At 47.6% G+C, this 22814-nt stretch carries 17 protein-coding genes and 1 tRNA gene; 17 read left to right on the top strand and 1 reads right to left on the bottom strand.

The window, feature by feature from the left end:
- Positions 1-408: 408 nt before the first annotated feature.
- The 15 genes from IEU85_RS05475 to nusG all read left to right on the top strand — a co-directional run bounded on the left by IEU85_RS05475 (position 409) and on the right by nusG (position 16811).
- Positions 409-720: a DUF2469 domain-containing protein gene (locus IEU85_RS05475; RefSeq protein WP_188355224.1), complete on the top strand. Its 312-nt coding sequence runs from the start codon at positions 409-411 to the stop codon at positions 718-720.
- A gap of 434 nt (positions 721-1154) precedes the next feature.
- Positions 1155-2741 (top strand): NAD(P)/FAD-dependent oxidoreductase, encoded by a 1587-nt coding sequence (locus tag IEU85_RS05470; protein WP_188355223.1) that lies wholly within the window; start codon positions 1155-1157, stop codon positions 2739-2741.
- Between the two features lie 357 nt (positions 2742-3098).
- Positions 3099-3467 carry a 50S ribosomal protein L19 gene (gene rplS, locus IEU85_RS05465; RefSeq protein ID WP_188355222.1) on the top strand — a complete coding sequence of 123 codons (369 nt, stop codon included), beginning with the start codon at positions 3099-3101 and terminating at the stop codon, positions 3465-3467.
- A 213-nt stretch (positions 3468-3680) separates the two neighbouring features.
- A complete protein-coding gene (gene lepB / locus IEU85_RS05460) occupies positions 3681-4436 on the top strand; it encodes a signal peptidase I (protein ID WP_229714777.1) in 756 nt (251 codons plus the stop codon).
- A complete protein-coding gene (locus IEU85_RS05455) occupies positions 4436-5269 on the top strand; it encodes a ribonuclease HII (protein ID WP_188355221.1) in 834 nt (277 codons plus the stop codon). The genes lepB and IEU85_RS05455 overlap by 1 nt, the downstream gene beginning before the upstream one ends.
- A gap of 90 nt (positions 5270-5359) precedes the next feature.
- Entirely contained in the window at positions 5360-6622 is a 1263-nt protein-coding gene (gene dapE / locus IEU85_RS05450; RefSeq protein ID WP_229714776.1) for a succinyl-diaminopimelate desuccinylase, read from the top strand.
- Positions 6623-6903: 281 nt separating this feature from the next.
- Positions 6904-10194 (top strand): Rne/Rng family ribonuclease, encoded by a 3291-nt coding sequence (locus tag IEU85_RS05445; RefSeq protein WP_443093423.1) that lies wholly within the window; start codon positions 6904-6906, stop codon positions 10192-10194.
- Between the two features lie 148 nt (positions 10195-10342).
- Positions 10343-10651, top strand: coding sequence for a 50S ribosomal protein L21 (rplU, locus tag IEU85_RS05440; protein ID WP_188355354.1), 309 nt, complete (start codon positions 10343-10345; stop codon positions 10649-10651).
- A 29-nt stretch (positions 10652-10680) separates the two neighbouring features.
- A complete protein-coding gene (gene rpmA, locus IEU85_RS05435) occupies positions 10681-10929 on the top strand; it encodes a 50S ribosomal protein L27 (protein ID WP_188355220.1) in 249 nt (82 codons plus the stop codon).
- A gap of 161 nt (positions 10930-11090) precedes the next feature.
- A complete protein-coding gene (gene obgE, locus IEU85_RS05430) occupies positions 11091-12761 on the top strand; it encodes a GTPase ObgE (RefSeq protein ID WP_188355219.1) in 1671 nt (556 codons plus the stop codon).
- 148 nt (positions 12762-12909) lie between these two features.
- A complete protein-coding gene (gene proB, locus IEU85_RS05425; RefSeq protein WP_188355353.1) occupies positions 12910-14022 on the top strand; it encodes a glutamate 5-kinase in 1113 nt (370 codons plus the stop codon).
- A gap of 84 nt (positions 14023-14106) precedes the next feature.
- Entirely contained in the window at positions 14107-15315 is a 1209-nt protein-coding gene (locus IEU85_RS05420; RefSeq protein ID WP_188355218.1) for a pyridoxal phosphate-dependent aminotransferase, read from the top strand.
- A 187-nt stretch (positions 15316-15502) separates the two neighbouring features.
- A tRNA-Trp gene (locus IEU85_RS05415) sits at positions 15503-15575 on the top strand.
- A gap of 35 nt (positions 15576-15610) precedes the next feature.
- Entirely contained in the window at positions 15611-15841 is a 231-nt protein-coding gene (gene secE / locus IEU85_RS05410; protein ID WP_188355217.1) for a preprotein translocase subunit SecE, read from the top strand.
- 61 nt (positions 15842-15902) lie between these two features.
- Complete coding sequence (gene nusG, locus IEU85_RS05405; RefSeq protein ID WP_188355216.1) at positions 15903-16811, top strand: transcription termination/antitermination protein NusG; 909 nt, start codon at positions 15903-15905, stop codon at positions 16809-16811.
- A gap of 197 nt (positions 16812-17008) precedes the next feature.
- On the opposite strand, the gene IEU85_RS05400 is transcribed toward nusG, so the two are convergent.
- Positions 17009-20395, bottom strand: a complete 3387-nt coding sequence (locus tag IEU85_RS05400; protein ID WP_188355215.1) for a hypothetical protein — start codon at positions 20393-20395, stop codon at positions 17009-17011.
- 568 nt (positions 20396-20963) lie between these two features.
- Between IEU85_RS05400 and rplK the strand changes: the two genes are divergently transcribed.
- Both rplK and rplA read left to right on the top strand, forming a co-directional pair.
- Positions 20964-21395: a 50S ribosomal protein L11 gene (gene rplK / locus IEU85_RS05395; protein ID WP_188355214.1), complete on the top strand. Its 432-nt coding sequence runs from the start codon at positions 20964-20966 to the stop codon at positions 21393-21395.
- Between the two features lie 13 nt (positions 21396-21408).
- Positions 21409-22101 (top strand): 50S ribosomal protein L1, encoded by a 693-nt coding sequence (gene rplA, locus IEU85_RS05390; protein ID WP_188355213.1) that lies wholly within the window; start codon positions 21409-21411, stop codon positions 22099-22101.
- Positions 22102-22814: the final 713 nt, after the last annotated feature.

The raw sequence follows: 22814 nt of genomic DNA, 5'->3' as shown, positions 1-22814 counted from the left end.
CCGAGCACAGCAAGGTGCAACTGATACCTCTTATCAGTCGCCAACATCTCAACTCGAGCATACAGTACAAGCGCAAGCGGCATTGGATGCAGCACATGATAAGCGCAGTATGCAAGAGCGTGAAAGTAATGCTAATCACGACGCACCTGAATCTAGTAAGCTCACTAAAGCAGGTAATGCAGAAACTGCACGACATACTGCGGGGCTTCATGCCGCTGACCAAAGCGCAGAACAGGTTCCGAATAAGCATGGCCAGCAAGATGCTGATGCTGTTGCCGATTCTGACGCCGATACTCAGCACAATACTAAGGGTGGCTCCTCGTGGTCATATGCTGATAAAACAGCAACACATTCAAAACGTGCATGGTGGCGTAATCTAGGCAAAAGTCGTACTCGGGAGAATAATGAATGAGCGCTGAAGATTTAGATAATTACGAAACTGAGGCGGAGCTTGCCCTCTATCGCGAGTATCGTGACGTAATTAAATTATTCACCTATGTTGTGGAAACAGAGCGACGCTTTTATTTAGCGAATAAAGTAGATTTTAATGTGCGTTCTGCAGGGCAAGATGTGTACTTTGATGTGCAATTAACAGATGCATGGGTGTGGGATGTGTATCGTCCAACACGCTTTGTGCGCAATGTTCGCATTGTGACGTTTAAGGATGTGAATGTTGAGGAAGTGCAAAAAACGGATTTAGATATTCCAGATAGTATGTAGCATACGCATGTAGTGTGTGCAATGTGTACTCAGCTATGCAATATACGTGCATGCAATGTGTACGCAGCTATGCAATATCTAACATTTTGCTCGTATTATTGCATACTCACGTGCAAGAATTGTGAACACTGCTCTTGTTCGTTATGCCCTTGTACTATGCTTAACGCTAGCTAATTGTGCTCTAGTGGCTTAACTAGAGCGCGTAGTGGTTTGACCGTAACGTGACGTGCGAGCTGTCTGCTAAGCCATGTTTATCGCATACTTGGCGTGAGGAGTGCTGTAATAAAGCGTTTCTGCGCGTAGTAAGTATGTATTGCGGTAAGTATGTGTTGTAGTAAGCGCAGTACTAGCACGCGAAAACGTAACAACGATATACAACGAGATATATAGAGAACCATACTGAAAAGCGGCGGCGCCGCGAGTAGGAGTACACTTTGTCAGAACGTAAGTCAGTGGTTATTATTGGCGGCGGTCCAGCAGGTTTAACCGCAGCTTGGGAATTGGTAAAAGACGATACACACGAGTATGACGTCACTGTGCTGGAGGCAACCAAGGAATTTGGCGGCATCTCTCGCACAGTAAAGCACAACGGCAACCGCATGGATATTGGTGGACACCGTTTCTTCTCAAAAGATGACCGCATTATGCAATGGTGGAAGGAAGTACTGCCACTACAGGGTGCTCCTTCGTATGATGATCGCAAACTTGGGCGTCACCACGATTTAGAGCCAGGCGGTCCAGATCCTGAAAAAACTGATAAGGTAATGCTTAAGCGCCATCGCGTCAGCCGCATTTACTGGAATCGTCACTTCTTTGATTACCCAATTTCTCTGTCTCCTAACACGATTCGTGCTATGGGCTTGCCATTGACTTTTGTGGCTGGCATGTCGTATTTGAAGTCGGTATTCCATAAGCTGCCTGAGACGAATTTGGAGAACTTCTACATTAACCGCTTCGGTCGCAAGCTCTACTCCATGTTCTTTGAAGGATACACTGAGAAGCTTTGGGGACGTCACCCATCGCAAATTTCTGCAGATTGGGGAGCTCAGCGCGTCAAGGGCTTGAGCATTATCGAAGTGTTAAAGAATGCTTTTATGAAGTTGCTTCCTAAAAAACAGGATTCCTCTAAAGTAGAGACTTCGTTAATTGAAGAATTCTGGTATCCAAAGTTGGGTCCAGGTCAGCTCTGGGAAACTGTTGAAGAAAACTGCCGTGAGCATGGTGTGCAAGTTATTACCGATGCTCGCGTGACCAAGATTAGTCAAGACGCAGGGCGTATTGCTTCAGTAACCTACACTGATCCTGCTGGCAATGAGACGGTGCTTGAGGCAGATGAGTTTATTTCTTCTATGCCGTTGAAGGACCTGGTTAATGCAGTTGATGCTTCTGCGGCTGGTGCTCCTGAAGATATGAAGACCATTGCTAATGGGTTGCCATATCGTGATTTTGTTACTGTTGGTCTGCTATGCAAGCGCCTGCAAATTCGCAATACCACCAATATTCCAACACTTGGTACGCCTCCAATTGTGCCAGATTGCTGGATTTATGTGCAAGACCCTGGCTACAAGGTAGGTCGTATCCAGATTTTCAACAACTGGAGCCCATATTTGGTGAAGGATGTGGACCATACTGTATGGATTGGTCTGGAGTACTTCTGCGAAGAAGGCGATGAATTCTGGAATTTGAGTGAGGAAGAAGCACGTGCTTTTGCTATTCGCGAACTCACTCGTATGGGGATTATTCGCGGCGAACAGGATGTGCTTGACGCTCATCGCGAGCGTGTGCCAAAGGCATATCCAGCGTACTTTGATACCTACAGTCGTATTGATGAGTTGACTGAATGGCTTGATTCCTTCGGTAATTTGTACTGCGTTGGACGTAATGGTCAGCATCATTACAATAATCAGGATCATTCCATGGCCACTGCAATCGAGGCTGTCAGCAATATTCGTACTGGCAAGACTTCGAAGAAGAATGTGTGGTCGGTTAATACGGAGAAGTCGTATCACGAATCTAAGTAGCAACTAGGTAGTATCTAGGTTGTAACTAGATAGGCAGCATTTGCATAGTATTTCTAGCAACTGGGCACTATCTAGGTAGAAACTAAATAATACTTAGGCAGAAAAGTTAGAGTTTGTAGTGCATTGAGTGTCGCAGTATTTAGTTACACTTAATGCGGTGCTCGGCAGTTGCCGCCGTATGGGCGATTGTCGCTTGAGTCTAGGTTTCACAGAAGTGAAGCAACCGGATAGCACACCCCCGATGGCAAACCAGAGGGGAACGTTTGAGCGCTGTACAACAGTAGGGCAATTAGGACAATGTGTTCCGTGCAGTGCTCCTTATCTGGAGCCGACATACGGCGGTGATGGAGGATTATCATGGTTAACGCCATTGAAGCATTTGATGCTAAGCATATGAAGGACGTTGCTACTATTCCAGCATTCCGTCCAGGCGATACCGTTAAGGTAAACGTCAATATTAAGGAAGGTAACAACACTCGTATTCAGGCTTTCCAGGGTGTTGTTATTGCACGCCAGGGTGCTGGTTTGCGTGAAACCTTCATGGTGCGCAAGATTAGCTTTGGTGTAGGTGTTGAGCGTCGCTTCCCAGTACACTCCCCAGCAATCGACTCTATTGAGCTCGTGCGCAAGGGCAAGGTACGCCGCGCTAAGCTGTACTACTTGCGTAATTTGCGCGGTAAGGCAGCTCGTATCGTTGAGCGTCGCGACAATACTCAGAACGCCTAGTTTAGCGTCTGATTACATACGTAAAACCCGTTGGTGTAGAGCTGGTTTACAGTTCTTGACCACGGGTTTACTGATATTTGTATACAGTTGTCCGTATACAGTACTCATATACAGATTCAGAGATATTTCAAAATTCAGAGATATTTCAAAGTATTGCACAGTAAACTTGTATAACCTGTATAGTGTTGTGCAATTGACAAGGCTTGGAGAGGTATGCTCAGACAGTCACGAGTAAGTGGTTCACATATCGCATCAAGGCGGAATATGCCTGTGCGTGTTGTGCAGTCTGGGTTTCGCACTTCTCAATTACAACAGTCCCAGTCTTCGGAGCCGGAAGCCTTTACGTTCAAAGACTTTGCTATTTGGGGCGGCATTCCTATTATTGTGGTGCTGCTGCTGCGATTATTTGTTTTTGGTGTGTATGAGATTCCCTCAGGTTCCATGATGGATACTTTGCAAATTGGGGATCAGGTTATTACTACGCGCTTAACCCCCGGGATAGGGGGTGGCATTAAACGCGGCGATGTGATTGTGTTTAAGGACCCGGCACATTGGTTAGAGGGTGCTACAACCTCCTCGCGACTGTTTTCTATTGATACGAAAGAATATTTGATTAAACGTGTTATAGGTTTGCCGGGCGATGTGGTTGCGTGTAAGGGCAATGGAGCGCCAATTACTATTAACGGTGTAGCGATTGATGATTCTGCTATTCGCAAACCGGGAGTAAACCCTAGCGATATACCGTTTTCTATTACGGTAACTGATGGTAATCTGTTTGTAATGGGCGATAACCGCTCAAACTCGGCAGATTCGCGTCTGCACCAAGAAGATGGTAATCAAGGGCTTGTGCCAATCCACAATGTGGAGGGTGTGGCACTTGCTGTGTATTGGCCTGTGACACAGTGGTCGTCTCTTGCACGACCATCGGGTATGTTTGATGGTGTAGGTGGTATAACGGAGGTTCGGTGATGGCGACTCTTATTCCTCGTCTTGTTCCAACACTCGATATCGAGCATCAGCTTGCTCAAAAAGAGCATAATGTGGTTGTTGGTTTTGATGAGGTTGGTCGCGGTTCACTTGCCGGTCCTGCTATGGTCGGCGCTGTGGCGCTGTTAGCGCGTGATAGTGAGGAAGAGGCGCAGTGGCGCGTACCTTCTGGTGTTGCCGATTCAAAGATTCTTACTGAGGTGCGCCGTCAGTCACTACTACATCCGTTGCAACATTGGTGTGCTGCGTGGGCAGTTGGTGCGGTAAGTGCTGGGGAAGTCGATGAGTGGGGCATTACTTATGCGCTTGGTGTTGCTGCAGTGCGCGCGCTTAATGAAATTGAAATGCTGCTAACTACTGGCAAGCACACGGAGCTAGGGGAGTCCGGTTTGGCGGCTTTGGCTCCTAATTGCGTGATTAGTCCTCAATGGAATGGCACGATCGCCGGTTTGGGTTCACAAACTCCGCAAGTGCCTGTATTAGCGCGGCATGAGCTTAAAGTTGCCGGTATTTTGGACGGTCCCAATGATTACATTACGCCGGTGGTTAGCTCATTTGATGCTCCCGAATTATTAGAGCCGATTGCAGTAGATACTTTGGTAAAAGCTGACAGGCAGTGTGCAAGTGTGGCTGCTGCTGCGGTAATTGCAAAAGTGATTCGTGATGAACTGATGGGTAATTTGGCTCATGCAAACCCGCAGTGGGATGATTATGCATGGGCGAGCAATAAGGGCTATGGTTCTCCTGCTCACCGCAGTGCCATTGCTCAGCATGGTCCAACTGCATATCATCGGTTGACTTGGCATTTGTTCTAGTTCGCAGTAGCATAGTCTCACTATATGAACGGTGATTAGCATATGAACTAATTATGCCATGCTAAAGCTGCATGCGGTAGCATAAGTGCCATGACTCAGCCAGAAGTAATGCCAAATAATGCAACGGCAACACTAGAACAAGTCGTACAACACCATATTGATACTGCACATGCTGCAGTGCGCACTTCGTCGGGCGAAGCTCTTGACGCATTGTTATGGGCACTCATGAATATGGAATCCGTTTCAGATCATGAGACGGCACTTGCTGACGCTTTAGAACGAGTATTGCGACAGGCGCCACATTTAGAGGTTAAGCGCCACGGCGATACGCTTGTTGCCACAACATCATTTGGTAAAACACAGCGCGTTATTTTGGCTGGACATATTGACACGGTGCCTATTATCGACAATTTCCCGCCGCAATGGCTTGAACCAGGCGATCCAAAAATTCGTCAAGATGTTAAAGAAGTATATCCAACTGATGCAGTGCTTTGGGGACGTGGCGCCACCGATATGAAAGCATCGGATGCGGTGATGCTGTACTTAGCATTGACAGCGACTGATGCGCAATACGATATTACTTATGTATTCTATGACCATGAAGAAGTAGTTGCAGAAAAGAATGGATTAGGCAAAGTAGTACGCGATCACCCAGACTGGATTACTGGAGATTTTGCCATTATTGGAGAGCCAACGAGTTGTGGAATTGAAGGCGGATGCAATGGCACTATCCGCTTTGATGTGATCTGCCATGGTATTGCTGCGCATTCGGCGCGTGCGTGGATGGGAGATAATGCTATCCATCATGCGGCAACTGTGCTTTCTCGTCTTGAAGCATATGAGCCACGCAATATTGAAGTAGGAGGGCTTGTATATCGGGAAGGTCTTAATGCTACTTTGATTCAAGGTGGTACAGGTACAAATGTAATTCCAAATGAATGCCGCGTACACGTCAATTATCGATTTGCTCCAGACCAAAGTATTGCTCAAGCCAAAGCCCATGTAATGGGTGCCGATTGTGCGGCTGAATTAGGCAATGGAGAACATATTGCAACAGGTGGCATTTTTGAAGGATTTGGCATTGAAATGCATGATGAATCTCCTGCAGCTAAACCCGGTATGGATACTCCAATGGCGCAATCTCTTGCAGATCTTGTGCTCGAACAAACAGGGCGTGCGCCACTTGCAAAAATGGGGTGGACTGACGTGGCACGCTTCTCGCAGCTTGGTATTCCAGCAGTGAATTTAGGTGCTGGCGACCCATTATTAGCGCATAAAGCAGATGAACAGTTGCCGCATAGTCAGCTGACAGAACTTGCTCAAATTTTGACGAAGTGGCTTAATGTTCAGTAGGTGACACACCCGAAGCGCCTTGAAATAACGTATATGCCAACACTCGGGCATGAGTTGTGCCATACTAAAGAAGGTAGAACTGCATACTACTTATAGTGTGTGCGTTGATCCCCCTCTCGCGTGAGGTTGTATGAGACGGAGAGGGCGTGGTGTCCGCACAGGCATAGACGTTTTTGAGTAAGTCAAGTAGGGCGCGCAAGTGGCGTCGCTGTGCGTGGTGAGAGTACGCCAGAGTGACTTGGAGAGTACGGTATGATGCAGCATGCCGTCAAGGAGCATTCGTGACAACTGAACAACAAGAATCTGCTGCGCACAGCGGTCATGTATCCGTTGTGTCCCATAGTGCTGAGCAGACAGAAAGTCAGGGAGTTACTGGGACAACAACGCGCCGCCGTCGAGGTGGACGTCGTGTAGTGCGCGCTACTGGAGCTGCAGGCGCGAAATTACCAGTGCATGTGCAATCTGATCATCAGGAACAGGCTCATCAAGAGCCCAGTGTTCAAGATGTGCAGGCAGTACAAGAAACTCAGCAAGAAGCACAAGAGGCTCAAACTAAGCAGGAAGTGCAGTCTGATAAAGCAGTAGAATCAAATAACGCTACGCAGCCTCATCAGGAACAAAGCAAATCTCAACGCACACGCGGTACCAGCCGTAAACGCAGCGCTCAGTATACTGGTGCTACTGGTACACGAACTATAGATATTGCTCGTAAAGCACGTATCGACGCTTTAGCACAAGAATTCTTTACCGACCCTGGTATTGAAGATGAAATTGAGCAAAAGCGGTCTCAAGCGCTAGAACGAGTAAGCCATGAACACAAGGTACTGGCTCGTCAAGCTGATGTGCAAAACCAGCATCAAGCGCAGCCACAAGCACAGGCGCAATCATCGCAATCACAATCATCACAATCACAGGATAGTGTGGTAGATACAGCACAGCCACAGTCGGCTCATGTGCACCGTCCGCAAACGGCAGTGGCATTTTCTGCACTTCCTGAGGAAGAACATCAAGCCCTTCCTCCGGTGCGCCCAATGACTTCACTACTCTTCCAAGAGCCAGTATTGCCAGCGCATACACGCAACTCATACGCACAGCGCAATAATGAAGCAGATGATACGGCAGATGCATCAACGCAGCACGACACTTCACGGCGTAATCGCCAAGATAAGCAAGACCGTCAGGATCGCTCAGATCGTCAAAATAAGTCGCGCACTCGTCGTAACCGCCGTAGCCAAGAAGAAGAGCAGGCTACTCAGCAAGCAACATCGCATACTCATCGCCATGAAGTTGAGCAAGATAATCAGGATCGTACAGACCATGTGCGCGGTAACCGTGATGCAGTAGAACAGGAAACTACACAAGCAACCCGTAAAAAGAGCCGCAATCGCAGGCTTAATGCGCAAGAACGCAGAGCGGCGGCAGAAGTAGAACATATTGAAGAAGATCTGCAATATGACGATATTGATTACACGCCAATCGACGAATTAGATAATGAAGAAGGTGCAGACTTTTCTGATTTTGACCTTGACGCTGAAGAAGAGTCCACACCGATGCGTACTCGCCGTCGCCGCCGTCGTGCAAGCCATTCACGGTCGAACCAAGATCGCGATCGCCAAGGCCAAACATCACAGCGCCATGATGAAGACGAGAACGCCTCAGAACATGAATCAGCGTCATTGGATGAAGAGCACGATAATGCTCGAGATGAACGCACAGCTGGGCGCAGTGCAAAGCGCAATCGCAATGCCAACGCCAATACAGATGACGATGACGCTACTACCACACTGACGCGCCGTCGTCGCCGTCGTCGCAAAACAGACGAAACCGAAGAAGAGCCAACGATTCGTCGCTCTCGCAAGCAGCAGTATATTGACGAAATTACCGATATCGAAGGCTCTACACGTCTGGAAGCGAAAAAGCAGCGCCGCCGCGATAATCGCCGAGATCGTTCGCGTCAATCCACACTTCTTGAGCAAGATTTCCTTGCACGTCGCGAGCACGTGAACCGTCTCATGGTAGTGCGTGAGAAGGATCAGCACACACAAATCTCGGTTATTGAGGACAGCATTCTTGTAGAACACTATGTGTCTGATATTCAAGAAGTATCAGCAGTAGGCAATATTTATTTGGGTCGCGTGCAGAATGTGCTACCAAGTATGGAAGCGGCATTCGTTGATATCGGACAGCCACGCAACGGTGTGCTCTACGCCGGAGAAGTGAACTGGGATAGTACGCGATTAGAGGGTCAGCCACGACGCATTGAACTTGCATACAAGTCAGGTGATCCAGTCTTAGTGCAGGTCACCAAAGATCCAATTGGGCATAAAGGCGCTCGCTTAACTTCACAAGTAACGCTTGCCGGCAGGTTCTTGGTATTAGTGCCATCTGGCGGTATGACAGGTGTAAGCCGTAAGTTGCCAGAGCGTGAACGTGCCCGTTTGAAGTCGATTATTGCCAATATTGCGCCAGAAAATATGGGCATTATTATTCGAACTGCGGCAGAAGGCGCGTCTGCAGAAGCTATTGAAAAAGATCTGCAATCTCTGGTGCGTCAGTGGGAAAAAGTGCAGAAAAATGAAGAAAAAGCACGTAATTCCAAGCGACCAAAGCTACTTAAAGGCGAACCGGATGTTGCTATCCGCGTAGTGCGTGATATTTTCAACGACGATTTCAACAAGCTCGTCGTCGAAGGTGATACGGTGTATGACCGTATTCAAGAATACCTTGAGACTATGGCTCCTGACTTGCAAAATAAACTTGAGCGTTGGGACCCAGCAGAGCACCAAGGCAATGATGTATTTGATCAATGGCGTATTGACAGCCAGTTGCGTAAAGGCATGGAGCGCAAAGTGTACTTGCCTTCTGGTGGTTCGTTAGTCATTGACCGTACAGAAGCCATGACCACTATTGATGTCAATACCGGACGTTTTATTGGCAAAGGCAAGTCTTTAGAGGAAACAGTAACCAGATGTAATCTGGAAGCTGCTGAAGAAATTGCTCGCCAATTGCGTTTGCGTGATATTGGCGGCATGGTAATGATTGACTTTGTTGACATGGTAATGCCAGCAAACCGCGATCTGGTGTTGCGCCGACTTGTCGAATGTTTAGCAAGAGACCGCACAAAACATCAGGTTGCAGAAGTAACTTCGCTTGGTCTTGTCCAAATGACACGTAAGCGTGTAGGGCAAGGCTTAGTGGAGGCATTCTCAGAAGAGTGCCCAACATGTAAGGGTCGTGGATTTATTTTGCATGACGAACCGACAGTTTCTGCAAAATATGATGATCCATATGCGCTTAAGGGTGGCGATCCATTTATTAGCACACATAAGTATGTGCATAATGTGGAGAGCAAACCTGCTAAAGAAGATACTGCTATTCCGCAAGCGTCTTCTCAGGAAGTCAAAGATAAGTTGGCTCGGATTGCTGCCGCGGCTCAAGCTGCTAGTGAAGAGCGCCGAGCACAGGCGCATGAGGCACAGGATCACGAAGCGCAAGCACATGAAGTGCCAAACCATGAGCAAGAGCAACATGACTCCGCTTCATCTGAGAATGAATTCCAAGATAATGAGTAGAAATTTGGACGTGTTGCCATATAAGTTGCAAAAGTCTTGGCATATGTGTAGTCTTGATAGTCGGTGTCTAGCCATGCCTGCATGAGGCGTGTGCAGCTAGATGGCAAGAAGCGTTGAAAACAGGCAAATACAGGCAAGGATACAAGCTATGTACGCGATTGTAAAGGCCGGTGGCCACCAAGAAAAGGTTGAGGTTGGCAGCACAATCATCGTCAACCGTCTTGAGGCAAAGAAGGGCGAGACTGTAGAGTTCCCAGTAGCTCTGCTCGTCGATGGCACAAAGGTTGTTACCGCAGCTAAGGATTTGGCCAAGGTGTCAGTCAAGGCTGAGGTTGTGGATGATGAGGCTAAGGGTCCAAAGATCCACATTCAGAAGTTCAAGAACAAGACTGGTGTGGCTCGTCGCAAGGGTCATCGCCAGAAGTTGACCGTGGTGAAGATCACCGCGATCGCCTGATTTGGCTTGCGTTCGAAAGGAATCCTAACATGGCACATAAGAAGGGCGCGTCCAGCTCACGCAACGGTCGCGATTCGAATCCACAGTACCTCGGTGTTAAGAAGTTCGGCGGCGAAGCAGTAGTAGCTGGAAATATTATTGTTCGCCAGCGTGGCACTAAGTTCCACCCAGGTCAGAATGTTGGTTTGGGCAAGGATCACACCTTGTTCGCATTGGCAGATGGCACCGTTAAGTTCGGTGTACGCCGTGACCGCAAGGTTGTTGACGTTATCGCCTAGTAGGCGAAACGCATACGCGCAAAACGTAAGCCGCACCCACACGGATGCGGCTTTATTTGTATATTATGGATACTTACATATGTAAGTATGTAAGCATGCAAGCACTTGGGTCTTGAAGAAGATATATACGAGAAGCACTACATGAGGGGCAGCAAGGATAGATGAGTGATTTTGTAGATCGCGTAAACGTTCATGTTAAGGGCGGCGACGGCGGAAATGGTGCGGCATCAATCCGCAGAGAAAAATACAAGCCACTCGCAGGTCCAGATGGCGGCGATGGCGGGCACGGCGGATCCGTTATTTTCGTAGCAGATACCAATGCTACCAGCTTGCTTGATTTCCGCTATATGCCACATCGTGTAGCTTCCAGTGGCACACAAGGACTAGGTGACGATAAAGACGGGCGCAATGGTGAAGATATGATTCTGCCAGTGCCTGTAGGAACTGTAGTTTTTGAAGCTAAAGACCTAGAAAAAGCAGAGCGTAAGCATATTCGTGCGGTGCCATTAGCAGATTTAACACGTCCGGGAGACCGCTTTGTAGCTGCGCGTGGCGGTGCTGGCGGCTTAGGAAACCGTTCGTTAGCGAATAAAGCACGCCGTGCTCCAGGCTTTGCACTACTTGGCGAGCCGGGTGAAGAGCATGATTTGGTACTGGAATTGAAGTCTATTGCTGATGTGGCATTAGTAGGTTTCCCATCAGCCGGAAAATCATCGCTTATTGCTGCTATTAGTGCTGCTAAACCAAAAATCGCAGACTACCCATTTACCACGCTCGTGCCGAATTTAGGCGTAGTTCAAGCTGGTGAAGGGCGCTTTACAGTAGCTGATGTGCCGGGATTGATTCCAGGAGCATCACAGGGTAAAGGCCTAGGGCTGGAATTCTTGCGCCATATTGAACGCACAGAAGTAATTGCACATGTTATTGATTGTGCAACACTAGAGCCAAACCGCGACCCGATTTCTGACTACCATGCACTAGAAGAGGAACTTGCGCTATATGCGGCAGAACTTGATTTGCCATTGGGTGCAGTACCAATTGCCGAACGCCCACGAATTATTATTTTGACAAAAATAGATGTGTTGCAGGCGCGAGAACTTGCCGAGTTTGTGCGTAAAGACTTTGAAGCTATGGGACTGCCGGTATTTGCAATTTCTACTGCCTCACATGAGGGGCTTAAAGAACTCGTCTTTGCCTTGGCACGCACTGTTGATGATATGCGAGCAAAAATTGCGCAAGAACAGAGCGAAGCAGAAGCAGAGCGCGTAGTAATTCGCCCACTTGACGATGTCGCGCGCCGCCGTCGTAGAGGAGAGCGCGGTCTTGGCATTGACTTTGAAGTAGAGCGCAAACAGGACGGCAACGGCAATGTGTGGTATGAAGTTACAGGTGAAAAGCCAGAGCGATGGGTGCTACAGACTAACTTTGACAATGAAGAAGCTGTAGGCTACTTGGCCGATCGTCTGGCAAGTCTTGGTGTCGAAGATGCTTTGCGTAAGCGTGGTGCTCATCCAGGTGATGAAGTGCACATCGGTAAGGGAGATCGTGCGGTAGCGTTTGACTGGGATCCTACAGTCAGTGCTGGCGCAGAAATGCTTGACGGTACTCCACAAAATGCACGCGGTGAGGATTTGCGTTTGCAAGAAGCCCAAGGTCGCAATCGTAGGCGCACAAATGCTGAGCGTCGCCGCGAATACCATGAGTGGATGGATGCGAAGGCTGCCGTGCGTGAGGCGATGCGACAAGAGCGAGAAGCTGGACATTGGGCAGATCCTACAGTACTTGATGATCCAACAGATAGCACGAGTAAGATCAATAAGCTCAGTGAGTAGTAAGTTGGAGAGTATGCAAGCAGCATCAACATCAGAGGAAGCGACAGTATCAGTCGAAGCAGGAACTTCTGCAGGGACTTTTGCAGGAACTTTTGCAGAAGCAACAGCAAGCGACACTACGCAGTACACGCATGAGCAAGTGCGTCGTATGCTCAGCGAGGCACAAACTATTGTGGTAAAAGTAGGGTCGAGTTCTCTGACAGCACCGAGCGGGCATTTAGATCGAGAAAAACTCCATGCTCTTGTTGATGCGCTGGCTAGAACAGCACATTTAGGCGCGCGTATTGTGCTGGTTTCCAGCGGTGCTATTGCAGCCGGTTTTGGGCCTCTAGGATTTGATGCGCGACCGACTGATGTGGCCACGCAGCAGGCAGCGGCATCAGTCGGGCAAGGCATGCTGATGAGCGAATACGAGTCTGCCTTTGCTCGATACGGTTTGCGCGTGGGGCAAATCCTTATTACTGCTCGAGATACTATTACTCCTGCTCAATACCGCAACGCTCGGCGTACACTTAACCGTTTGCTCGACTTAGGTGTAATTCCTATTGTCAATGAGAATGACGCGCTCGCCAGCAATGAGATTCGCTTCGGTGACAACGATAAACTTTCTGCGCTTGTCGCCAATATTGTACAAGCAGACGCTCTGGTACTGCTTACCGATGTGGATGGATTGTATACAGCACCACCGTCACAGCCAGGATCGCAGCGTATCGCGTATGTGCAGAATGTGCATGAAGTATTAAACGCGGTTACTATTGGTGGCACTGGTTCAGCTGTCGGCACCGGAGGTATGCATACGAAACTTGATGCTGCTCGTGTAGCAAATGAATCAGGCATTCCAGTGGTGCTCACTCGTGCAGCCTTCGCAGGTCCAGCTTTGATGGGCGATGCAGTGGGTACAGCCTTTGCTCCGGTAAAAGCTCGCGGAAGTGCCCGCCGCCTGTGGATTGGCTTTGCGGCACATCCACGAGGCAGTCTGGTTGCTGACGAGGGTGCGGTTACTGCGATTCAAGCAGGTCGCGCAAGTTTGCTTGCCGCTGGCGTAGTGGGTGTTATTGGCGATTTTAGTGCTGGTGACCCGATTAGTATTACGGATGAGCAAGGTACTGTAGTGGCTAAGGGTATTGCCGCTTACGATGCCGAAGAAGTACCACAAACTTTGGGCAGGACGACAGCGCAAATTAAAAAACTCCTCGGTGAAGAATATGCACATCCACTTGTACATCGCGATGATTTAGTGCTAGTGGATTCGGTGCAGTAACACAACACCTCGTGTGCGTTCCATAACGTGGACAATGGTGACACGAAGTATAGCTCGTTCGGCTCTTCGCGATAGGCTGGATATATGGCACAATTGACAGCATTAAGCACACGTATGAGCAAGGTTGCACCATCGGCGACACTTGCTGTAGACAGCAAAGCAAAAGCACTGCAGGCCGCAGGTGTCGATGTTATCGGATACGGAGCAGGCGAACCCAATTTCCCAACACCACAGGATATTGTTGCCGTGGCAGTTGCAGCGGCTCAAGATCCAGCAAATTACCGCTATACGCCAACTGCTGGTTTGCTGGCACTCAAAAAAGCTATTGCGGCAAAAACATTGCGTGATAGTGGTTATGAAGTAGATCCTGCACAGATTGTTGTGACCAACGGTGGTAAACAAGCAGTGTATGAGACCTTCCAAGTGCTCATTAGCGAAGGCGATGAGGTTATTATTCCAGCCCCATACTGGACTTCATATCCGGAAGCCGTAAAGTTAGCTGATGGCACGCCAGTAGCAGTATTTGCTGGTGCTGAGCAGCATTTTATTCCAACAATCGAAGCCTTAGAAGCAGCTCGAACTGAGCATACAAAAGCATTAGTGCTCAATACTCCAACGAATCCAACAGGTGCAGTATGGCCTGAGTCGCTGCTCGTGGAGATCGGGCAGTGGGCGCTAAAGCATCATATTTGGATTATTTCTGATGAAATTTATGAACACCTCACTTATGACGGTGTTACTGCGCCTCATATTGGCGCTCTGGTGCCGCAAATTCGTGAACAATTGATTGTGCTTAATGGCGTTGCAAAAACCTATGCCATGACTGGTTGGCGTGTGGGCTGGATGATCGCTCCGCTGGTAGTGGCAAAAGCGGCATCCACATTGCAAGGACATCTAACTTCTAATGTGAATAATATTGCTCAGCAGGCGGCTCGTGCAGCGTTAGAGGGATCTTTAGAGGCTGTGGATGCGATGCGTCAGGCTTTTGATGTGCGTCGTAAGGCTATTGTCAGCGCGTTGAACGATATGCAGGGAGTGCATTGTCCAACGCCAACGGGCGCGTTTTATGCTTTTGCTGATGTTCGTGAATTGCTGGGTAAGCCTTTGGGTCCTTCGGGCACAGTGAGTGAGACTTCTGCTGATTTAGCTGCGGCACTGCTTGATGAGGCACATATTGCGGCTGTTCCCGGGGAGGCATTTGGTGCTCCTGGGTATTTACGATTCTCTTATGCGCTTGCTGATGACGCATTAGTAGAAGGTATGCGTCGTATGAAGACTTGGGTTGAGGCTTAGGCTCAAGCTTAAGTCGTACTCGGCTCAAGTCAATCTCAACTCAAACTCAGTACTGTGCGACACGGCGACATGCTTAGAGCTGGACTTCGTAGGCAGAAACCGCTATAGTTTCCTTTCGGCGAAAGTTCAGCTTTAGCATGCCTGTGTCTCTTGTTCTACGGGTATGTGTAAGATAGGCTACGCACTTAGGGGTCTGGCGCAATTGGTAGCGCAACGGTCTCCAAAACCGTAGGTTGTGGGTTCGAGTCCCGCGGCCCCTGCTAGGAACAATAGATCAAGATGAGCGAGGATACTTATGGCGAAGAAATCAAGCGCAAATGCAAGTGCTGTTAAGCCAAATGTATTCATGCGTATTGGTCTGTTCATCAAGCAGATTATTGACGAACTGCGTAAGGTTGTGACACCTACTAGCAAGGAATTGTTCATGTGGTCCCTTGCAGTGTTTATTTTCGTAATTCTGTTAATGGTTGTTGTTACCGGTCTTGACTTTGGCTTAGGTAAGCTTGTTATGTGGATTTTTGGCTAATGCCAATACTACTGGTATAAGACTTGGGGCAACGCAGAAACTTCAGCTGTAAGGAATATAAATGACTGATGAACTGAATGTTGATGACGTCACTTCTGATGACATCGATAGCACTGCCCAGTCTGATGCAGCGCAGCCTGTACAAGACGAGCCAGTAGAAAGCGAGCAATCAGCAGAAGAGTCGTTGCCTGCTGAACCTACTGAAGATGTGGCTGAGCCTGTTGATGGCAAAGAAGATGCTGTAGAGTCTGCAGATGAGCCAGAAGCTGATAGTGAAGAGTCAAGCGAGAAGTCAGCAGACACTGATGAGGATGCTGCTGATGAAGCTGATACTGATGCTGAAGAGCCTAAAGATCCTGGTCAGCTTGCTGTTGAAGCATTTTCTAAGTCTTTGCGCACGCTTGAAGGTAAGTGGTATGTATTGCATACCTATTCCGGTTATGAGAAGCGTGTGAAAGCTAATATTGAATCTCGCGTTACTTCATTTGGTATGGAGAACTTGATTTTCCAAGTTGAAGTGCCAATGGAAGAAGTGGAAAAGCACACGGATAAGGGCAAGAAAGTATTAACTCGTGTCTTTATGCCTGGCTATGTGCTTATTCGTATGATTCCAGACGAGGATGCATTCCGTATTGTGCGCGAGACCGAGGCTGTTACAGGCTTCGTTGGGCAAGACCGTACTCCTGTGCCACTGATGCGCAAGGAAGTTGTACGCATGATGGCGCCAATGATCGAGTCTGAGGCGTTGAAGTCTGCTGGAGATAAGCCAGCTGCTGCTAAGCGTCGCACTGTGGAAGTCAGCTTCAAGGTTGGCGAATCTGTTACCGTGAATGATGGTCCATTTGCTTCTATGCCAGCAGTTATTTCTGAGGTATCTGCTGCTACACAGAAGCTCACTGTGTTGGTATCCATCTTTGGTCGCGATACACCTGTGGAGCTGAATTTTGATCAGGTAGAAAAGATCCAGTAGCATTCAATTATCTGGTTCTGACTATCGTATTTAGAGTTTTAAGAAGGAAGTTCAGTAGCCGCTGTCTTGTACAGCGGCTTTTTCATTTTCAAGTGGCTTATTGGGACTATATATCCTAATAACACTCGGGGGGAGTCTACACCAATATCCACTCCATGCTCATCCTCTAAACCACTCTCAAATACGAAGAACCAGTTTTATTTACGGCGTATTGTTTGCACAATGCCCACACCCAGCATAAGTACAATCAGCATATTGGCGCCAATGAGCGCTGCTACGCCCCATGCGCCAGTCATAGGCATGGAGCTTAGTGGCGTGGTGCTGTCATTAACCAGCGTCACCGTAGATCCGTCCGGAGATACCGAGCAGCCACCTGAACCCTTGGTGCCTTTTGGTGCAGTATCCACGCAGGCGATATGTACTGTTGGTGTGGCAGTAAGTGTTTTTTCATCTTCTTTATATCCAACAGTAATACGCGCTTCCCATGTAGTATTGCGATAGCCATCATGTGGTGTTATTTCTTGTAATACATACTTCCCAGCTGGCATATGATCCCAGTCGTAATGGTCGATGTTGTTATAGGTTTGCTGATATTGAGTATGAGTGTCTGTTCCTGCACTAGTTTCAGCACTAGCCGAAGTCTTTGTTCCAGCAAAAGTCTGCTGATCGCCATCCCATCCAGTAAGATCAGCACTCAGTTTCACTGCACCTACAGTAAGCGCATTGCCGTGCGTATCAACTTTTTTGAAGGAGAACGATCCAAAGGATGTTTTCACACTAGAAGGAATGGTTTGTACGGGGTTGCGTCCATCTACAGAAAAGGCTGCCGCATTAACCGACTGGATTGTTGGATTAGCTTTGTTGAGTAGTGCTGTATCGAGCGATGTATTAGCGTCTGTCTTCTTAATACCGATATCCTCAGGTATTTTTGTCGGTAGAATCAAACGCACACGCGAAAATGCTGGAACATCACCAAAATCAATACGGAATCCAGTAATATCATCCCAAGGAATACTCGTATCAACCATAGTAGTGTCCGTAATCGTAATACTGGAATCTTCCTGAGCCTGCGCCCACGTTAGCGTTGTTGCTTTAGCGTCGGTAGTATAGTGAATTGTGAGCTTCGATAAATCATAGTCTGTGGTTTTGCCAGTTTGGAAGTTATAGAGTACAGCACTAATTTTTCCTGCCAAGCGTACCGGGAATTGTGTGCCACGCGCCTGCCCATTAACTGGCATCACATCGTCAACATTTGGGGCAGTGTCAAACATCGACAAATTCTTACGAATATTTGAACTGGAGTTGTTATAGCTCAGCGCCCAGTACACAGTCCGCCCCGGAGCAATGGTCATACTTGTCTCGCCAGTACCCATAGAGGTGTGTGCAGAAACATAATTGCCGTAGAGACTTTTAATAAAACTATCGCCCTCAGCAGTCATAGTCGTGTATGAGCCCATAGAAAAGACAATATTCTTATTAGGGCCGAAGTGAATACTGTCCTCGATTGTGGTACTTGGATCATCTTGTACCGGTGCATTGTCGGCAGTGAAAAACGCCGTTACTTTATTTGCACCATTTCCAGCTAAAGACTTGGAAAAATCTGCTTTACCATTAACTTCTATCCACATTTTGCCCTGCGGATACAATGCAAATGCTTCTTTTGCGGCCTCCTGATTAATGTGAAAAATCAGAAAATCCTGTCCAGTACCTTTGTAATTCGTAACTTTTTCCCAAGAATCCACGAATGAGTACTTCCATGTATCAGGTAAGCCGTACGCATTTTGATTATGCGTACCCGTCATGGTAAAGCCTGGAGGGATTGGGGCAAGCACACGCAAATCTTTATAGTCTTTATCTGGATCCAAGAAAGCCTGAACCTCGTAAATCAGCAGAGGATCAGAACCGTCTTTAGTGAGATTGTTATTGTATGCAGAAGCCTTAAGTACCAGTTTTTCTGGTGCCGGTGGCAACATATGTGTTTCTGCTTTTGTCCAGCCGGTATAGGTGGATGTTTGCTCAGTTGACGCATATTGTGCTGTCATATCAGCATTATTGGTAACAGTATTATGAGAAGTCGTCTCAGTATCGTAGTGCATGGTGGAAGGGTCTTTCCATTGAGTATGCACTACAAGGTTTATCTGCTCACCATAGTTGAGGGCGAATTGCTCTGGTAGTACTACTTGTACAGCAATATATGTTTTTGTCGTATCAAAGGTGATTGCATTGGCGGTTGTGCCATCTGCAGACCATGTTACTGGATACGTATCTGTTGTGCCATCTGCTGTAGTTGCAAGAACTACCGTCTTTCCAGCTTTGGCAAGCATGGTAAGATTCGGCCACCAGTAGTTGCCGCGTGGACGTATATACAGCTGGTCGATACCAGAGATTTTGAAACGCGAATCATTGGTAAGCGACTTTCCGTTGCTATCTGTGGTAGAGCGGTCATGCAACACAATATGCGTCGCTGGAATATTTGATGTATTGGTCCAGCGAATAGTCCAACTGAGTGGATCATTCTTACGAGCAGCCGTTTGTGTGAAATCTCCCGGAGCACCTTTGTAAGGGCCTGCTGACTTCACAAATCCGGCAACAACAACCGTCTGAGGAGCGCTTGCAATATTAGTACGCTGCACAACAGTATCGGCTGGGTTATTGGCATATGCATCGATGTATGCCTGGTTGGTTATTTGGGTGGAAGGGTTGCCGTCGGTGGTGCTGGTCATGGGTAAGTATGGGAAATTCAAACCAATAGAATACTGTGGTAAAGAACGTCCTAAACTATGGTTCAGGGCAATTTCTCCATACTGATCATTACTAGAATTTGCGGTAAAGCAAGCTGTAGTACCATCTTGCGATAGTGCCCATCCAGCTGATTTTGAGTCTTGTGAGAGCTCTGCGGTATGTTGCTTACCATCGGCGCCGGTATAGGTCGGCAATATATCGCAAATATCATACTTGCTGACAGTGCGCAGATTGTTTTGATTGGTAATAGAGAAGTTAAAAATTACCGGAGCCATATCATCAGGCGTAATATATTTAACGCCTTGTGCTGTAGTGGCATACGTTGTGGCGCCCTGCTGCGTGCCTGGACCATTGAGCTGGAGCTGGGGAGTGGGATAAATATAGGTGATATCCAGTGGTGTGCCTGTATTTTGAGGCTGCTGATCGGAGCCGTATTGAATACTAATAGGCAGCTTGTAGTTAATAGGGGTATCCGCTTTCCAATTTACTGATACTGGAATAGCAACACCGGAAGTTGCGTCATACTGTGGCCAAGTAATAGTAAATGTCCAATTACCTTGGGCATTTTGTATGGGTGTAGAAATGGTGTGTGGTCCGCCCCATTGATCAGAGAAGTTTGGAATATTTGGAGCGCTTACTGAATCCGCTGGCATAGTAACGGTAATCGAGTAGTGTGTTGGGCTTTTTTGTCCCTCGGAATTGACCCGAATATAGTACTTAAAACCGCCTGACACGGACTGCTCATTGACCTGCTTATTAGCGTCTAATGACAGTCGAGCGCCGACGTGATAGTCAGGGTCATCGGTTACTGCGAATGCGGCGTGTGCACTAGTTAGTGACACCAACATTATCATGGCGAAGGATAAGATACACGCGATGCCAGCATGCCAACCCCATGATAGAGTATGTGCTTTGTTTGAATTGCTATCTCGCCTATGCCTGTACTTCATTTCCGCCAACCCTAGTACACCTTATTGGTGCCCCTAATATGCCCTGTATGCGTGCTGTTTACTTGCTTATTATATAGAACTTGCTGCGCTATATAGAACTTGCTGCGCTATATAGTGACCGCTGTTTATTGCTTTTCCTGTTACTACCCTCTACTCGCCCCCAACTCAGTAGAGTGTACTCATTGAGCTGACAGTATCCTGAAAAAGTGCCATAATTTCGCTGAAAGTTAAGTAGTAATTTCTTATAGAATGCTTGGCTTTTGTCATGACACTCATGCATAATAGATAAGTTGTGTCTGGAGGATTGTCCAGTGCCATGTAATGTGGCACTTATGCAGTCTGCTAGCACAGCACAGCATATACGTTGCGGGAGGATACTGCTTCTGAATCATACTGACAATTTGGCAGTATATGAGGTAGTGACCGTTTGAACCGCTTCACAAGAAAGAAGAACCATACAATGGCTCCTAAGAAAAAAGTCTCAGCACTGATTAAGCTGCAGATTGAAGCTGGTAAAGCAAATCCAGCTCCTCCACTGGGCCCAGCACTTGGCTCCCATGGCGTAAACATCATGGACTTCTGCAAGGCATATAATGCCAAGACGCAGGACAAGATGGGTCAGGTTATCCCAGTTGAAATTACTGTTTACGAAGATCGTTCCTTCGACTTTATCCTGAAGACCCCACCAGCCGCAGCACTCTTGAAGCAGGCTGCTGGCGTTGCTAAGGGTACTGAGAACCCACTGACTCACAAGGTAGGTTCTGTAACCAAGGCACAGGTCCGTGAAATTGCAGAAACCAAGATGGCTGATTTGTCTGCTCGTGATATCGAAGCCGGCATGAAGATCATCGAAGGTACCGCACGCTCAATGGGCATTACGGTAACGGACTGAGAGGGGATAACTCATGGTAAAGCGTTCTAAGAAGTATCGCGAAGCTGCTGAGCAGATCGATCGCGACAACCTGTACTCTGCCAGCGAGGCTATTGCCCTGATCAAGAGCATGCCTGCATACAAGTTCGATCAGACTGTTGAAGCTGTATACCGCCTCAATGTCGATCCACGCAAGGCTGATCAGCTCGTCCGTGGCACCGTAAACTTGCCAAACGGCACCGGTAAGACCGCTAAGGTTCTTGTGTTCGCACGTGGTCCAAAGGCTACTGAAGCACAAGAAGCTGGCGCAGATATCGTTGGCGATGACGAACTCATCGAAAAGGTAGCTGGTGGCTTCCTTGATTTCGATGCTGTTGTAGCAACCCCAGATATGATGGGTAAGGTCGGTCGTCTTGGTCGTGTACTCGGTCCTCGTGGCTTGATGCCAAATCCAAAGACTGGTACTGTGACTATGGATGTTACCAAGGCTGTTAGCGATATCAAGGGCGGTAAGATTGAGTTCCGCGTGGATAAGCACGGCAACTTGAGCTTCCTCATTGGTAAGTTGAGCTTCGATCAGGCAAAGTTGGAAGAGAACTTCCAGGCTGTTGCTGATGAAATCAAGCGTTTGAAGCCAGCAACAGTAAAGGGTCGTTATATTACGAAGGCAACTTTGACTTCCACAATGAACCCTGGCGTTCCTCTGGACACTACGTTGCTTGCTTAAGTAATACGTTTTCTAGTTCGAGGTTTTGCCTAGGCTAGTGTACTGAAGGGTCTGCGGTTGGATATAGTTCCAGTCGCAGACCCTTAACTGTATTTATGCTATATTTATGAGTGGTGAGGAGGTGCGGGATGCATGGGGGTCGTAATGTACAACATGATAGAGATCTAGCAAAGTTGATGATTGCTACCTGTGTTTTTACCCTTTTTATAGGGGTTATTGCATTAGTAATTTGGGCATTAGCCGATATGACACTTATGCTGAGAATTGCTATACCAGCGCTGTTGATTGGGATTATTGTGTTAATTGCTCAATATTTTGAGAAACGACATAATTCTTAACATTGTTTGGAAGTACAACGTTTGTAGTACTTAAAGTGTTGCACTTATTAATAATCTAGGCGCTAATCATATTCTAGAAGTGCATGGCTATTGTTAATAGTCAGGGGAATATCTGCGAGCAGTAGCTGGTCTCGTTCATACATTTTCAAGCAAGAAAACTGCTTCTCCCGACCAGTAACTAGTCTGCCTGATACATTCTGAGCTTTATTGTGCAATATAGGTACAGCAAAATTGATAGGTAAGCGTTGGGACAAAGAGCGATTGGTTCAGGGGGAACGGTTTGCTGTGGATTTCTTTCAGTTTCCATATGACTTGAAACATCTGATATTTCAAACTAGCCGGATTACGCAACTAAACCATACGCACACGAATAGG

The organism is Galliscardovia ingluviei, assembly GCF_014635685.1.
In the GTDB taxonomy this organism is placed as follows: Bacteria; Actinomycetota; Actinomycetes; order Actinomycetales; family Bifidobacteriaceae; genus Galliscardovia; species Galliscardovia ingluviei.
The sequence above is the reverse complement of the archived record's forward strand: the minus strand, read 5'-3'. Positions and strand labels throughout refer to the sequence as shown.

Excerpts from the sequence above, each read along its gene's own strand:
- rpmA (WP_188355220.1), top strand. The coding sequence starts at position 10,681 with ATGGCACATAAGAAGGGCGCGTCCAGCTCACGCAACGGTCGCGATTCG.
- lepB (WP_229714777.1), top strand. The coding sequence starts at position 3,681 with ATGCTCAGACAGTCACGAGTAAGTGGTTCACATATCGCATCAAGGCGG.
- dapE (WP_229714776.1), top strand. The coding sequence starts at position 5,360 with ATGACTCAGCCAGAAGTAATGCCAAATAATGCAACGGCAACACTAGAA.
- rplA (WP_188355213.1), top strand. The coding sequence starts at position 21,409 with ATGGTAAAGCGTTCTAAGAAGTATCGCGAAGCTGCTGAGCAGATCGAT.
- rplS (WP_188355222.1), top strand. The coding sequence starts at position 3,099 with ATGGTTAACGCCATTGAAGCATTTGATGCTAAGCATATGAAGGACGTT.
- proB (WP_188355353.1), top strand. The coding sequence starts at position 12,910 with ATGCTCAGCGAGGCACAAACTATTGTGGTAAAAGTAGGGTCGAGTTCT.
- IEU85_RS05475 (WP_188355224.1), top strand. The coding sequence starts at position 409 with ATGAGCGCTGAAGATTTAGATAATTACGAAACTGAGGCGGAGCTTGCC.
- rplU (WP_188355354.1), top strand. The coding sequence starts at position 10,343 with ATGTACGCGATTGTAAAGGCCGGTGGCCACCAAGAAAAGGTTGAGGTT.
- secE (WP_188355217.1), top strand. The coding sequence starts at position 15,611 with ATGGCGAAGAAATCAAGCGCAAATGCAAGTGCTGTTAAGCCAAATGTA.
- IEU85_RS05420 (WP_188355218.1), top strand. The coding sequence starts at position 14,107 with ATGGCACAATTGACAGCATTAAGCACACGTATGAGCAAGGTTGCACCA.
- rplK (WP_188355214.1), top strand. The coding sequence starts at position 20,964 with ATGGCTCCTAAGAAAAAAGTCTCAGCACTGATTAAGCTGCAGATTGAA.
- obgE (WP_188355219.1), top strand. The coding sequence starts at position 11,091 with ATGAGTGATTTTGTAGATCGCGTAAACGTTCATGTTAAGGGCGGCGAC.
- nusG (WP_188355216.1), top strand. The coding sequence starts at position 15,903 with ATGACTGATGAACTGAATGTTGATGACGTCACTTCTGATGACATCGAT.
- IEU85_RS05455 (WP_188355221.1), top strand. The coding sequence starts at position 4,436 with ATGGCGACTCTTATTCCTCGTCTTGTTCCAACACTCGATATCGAGCAT.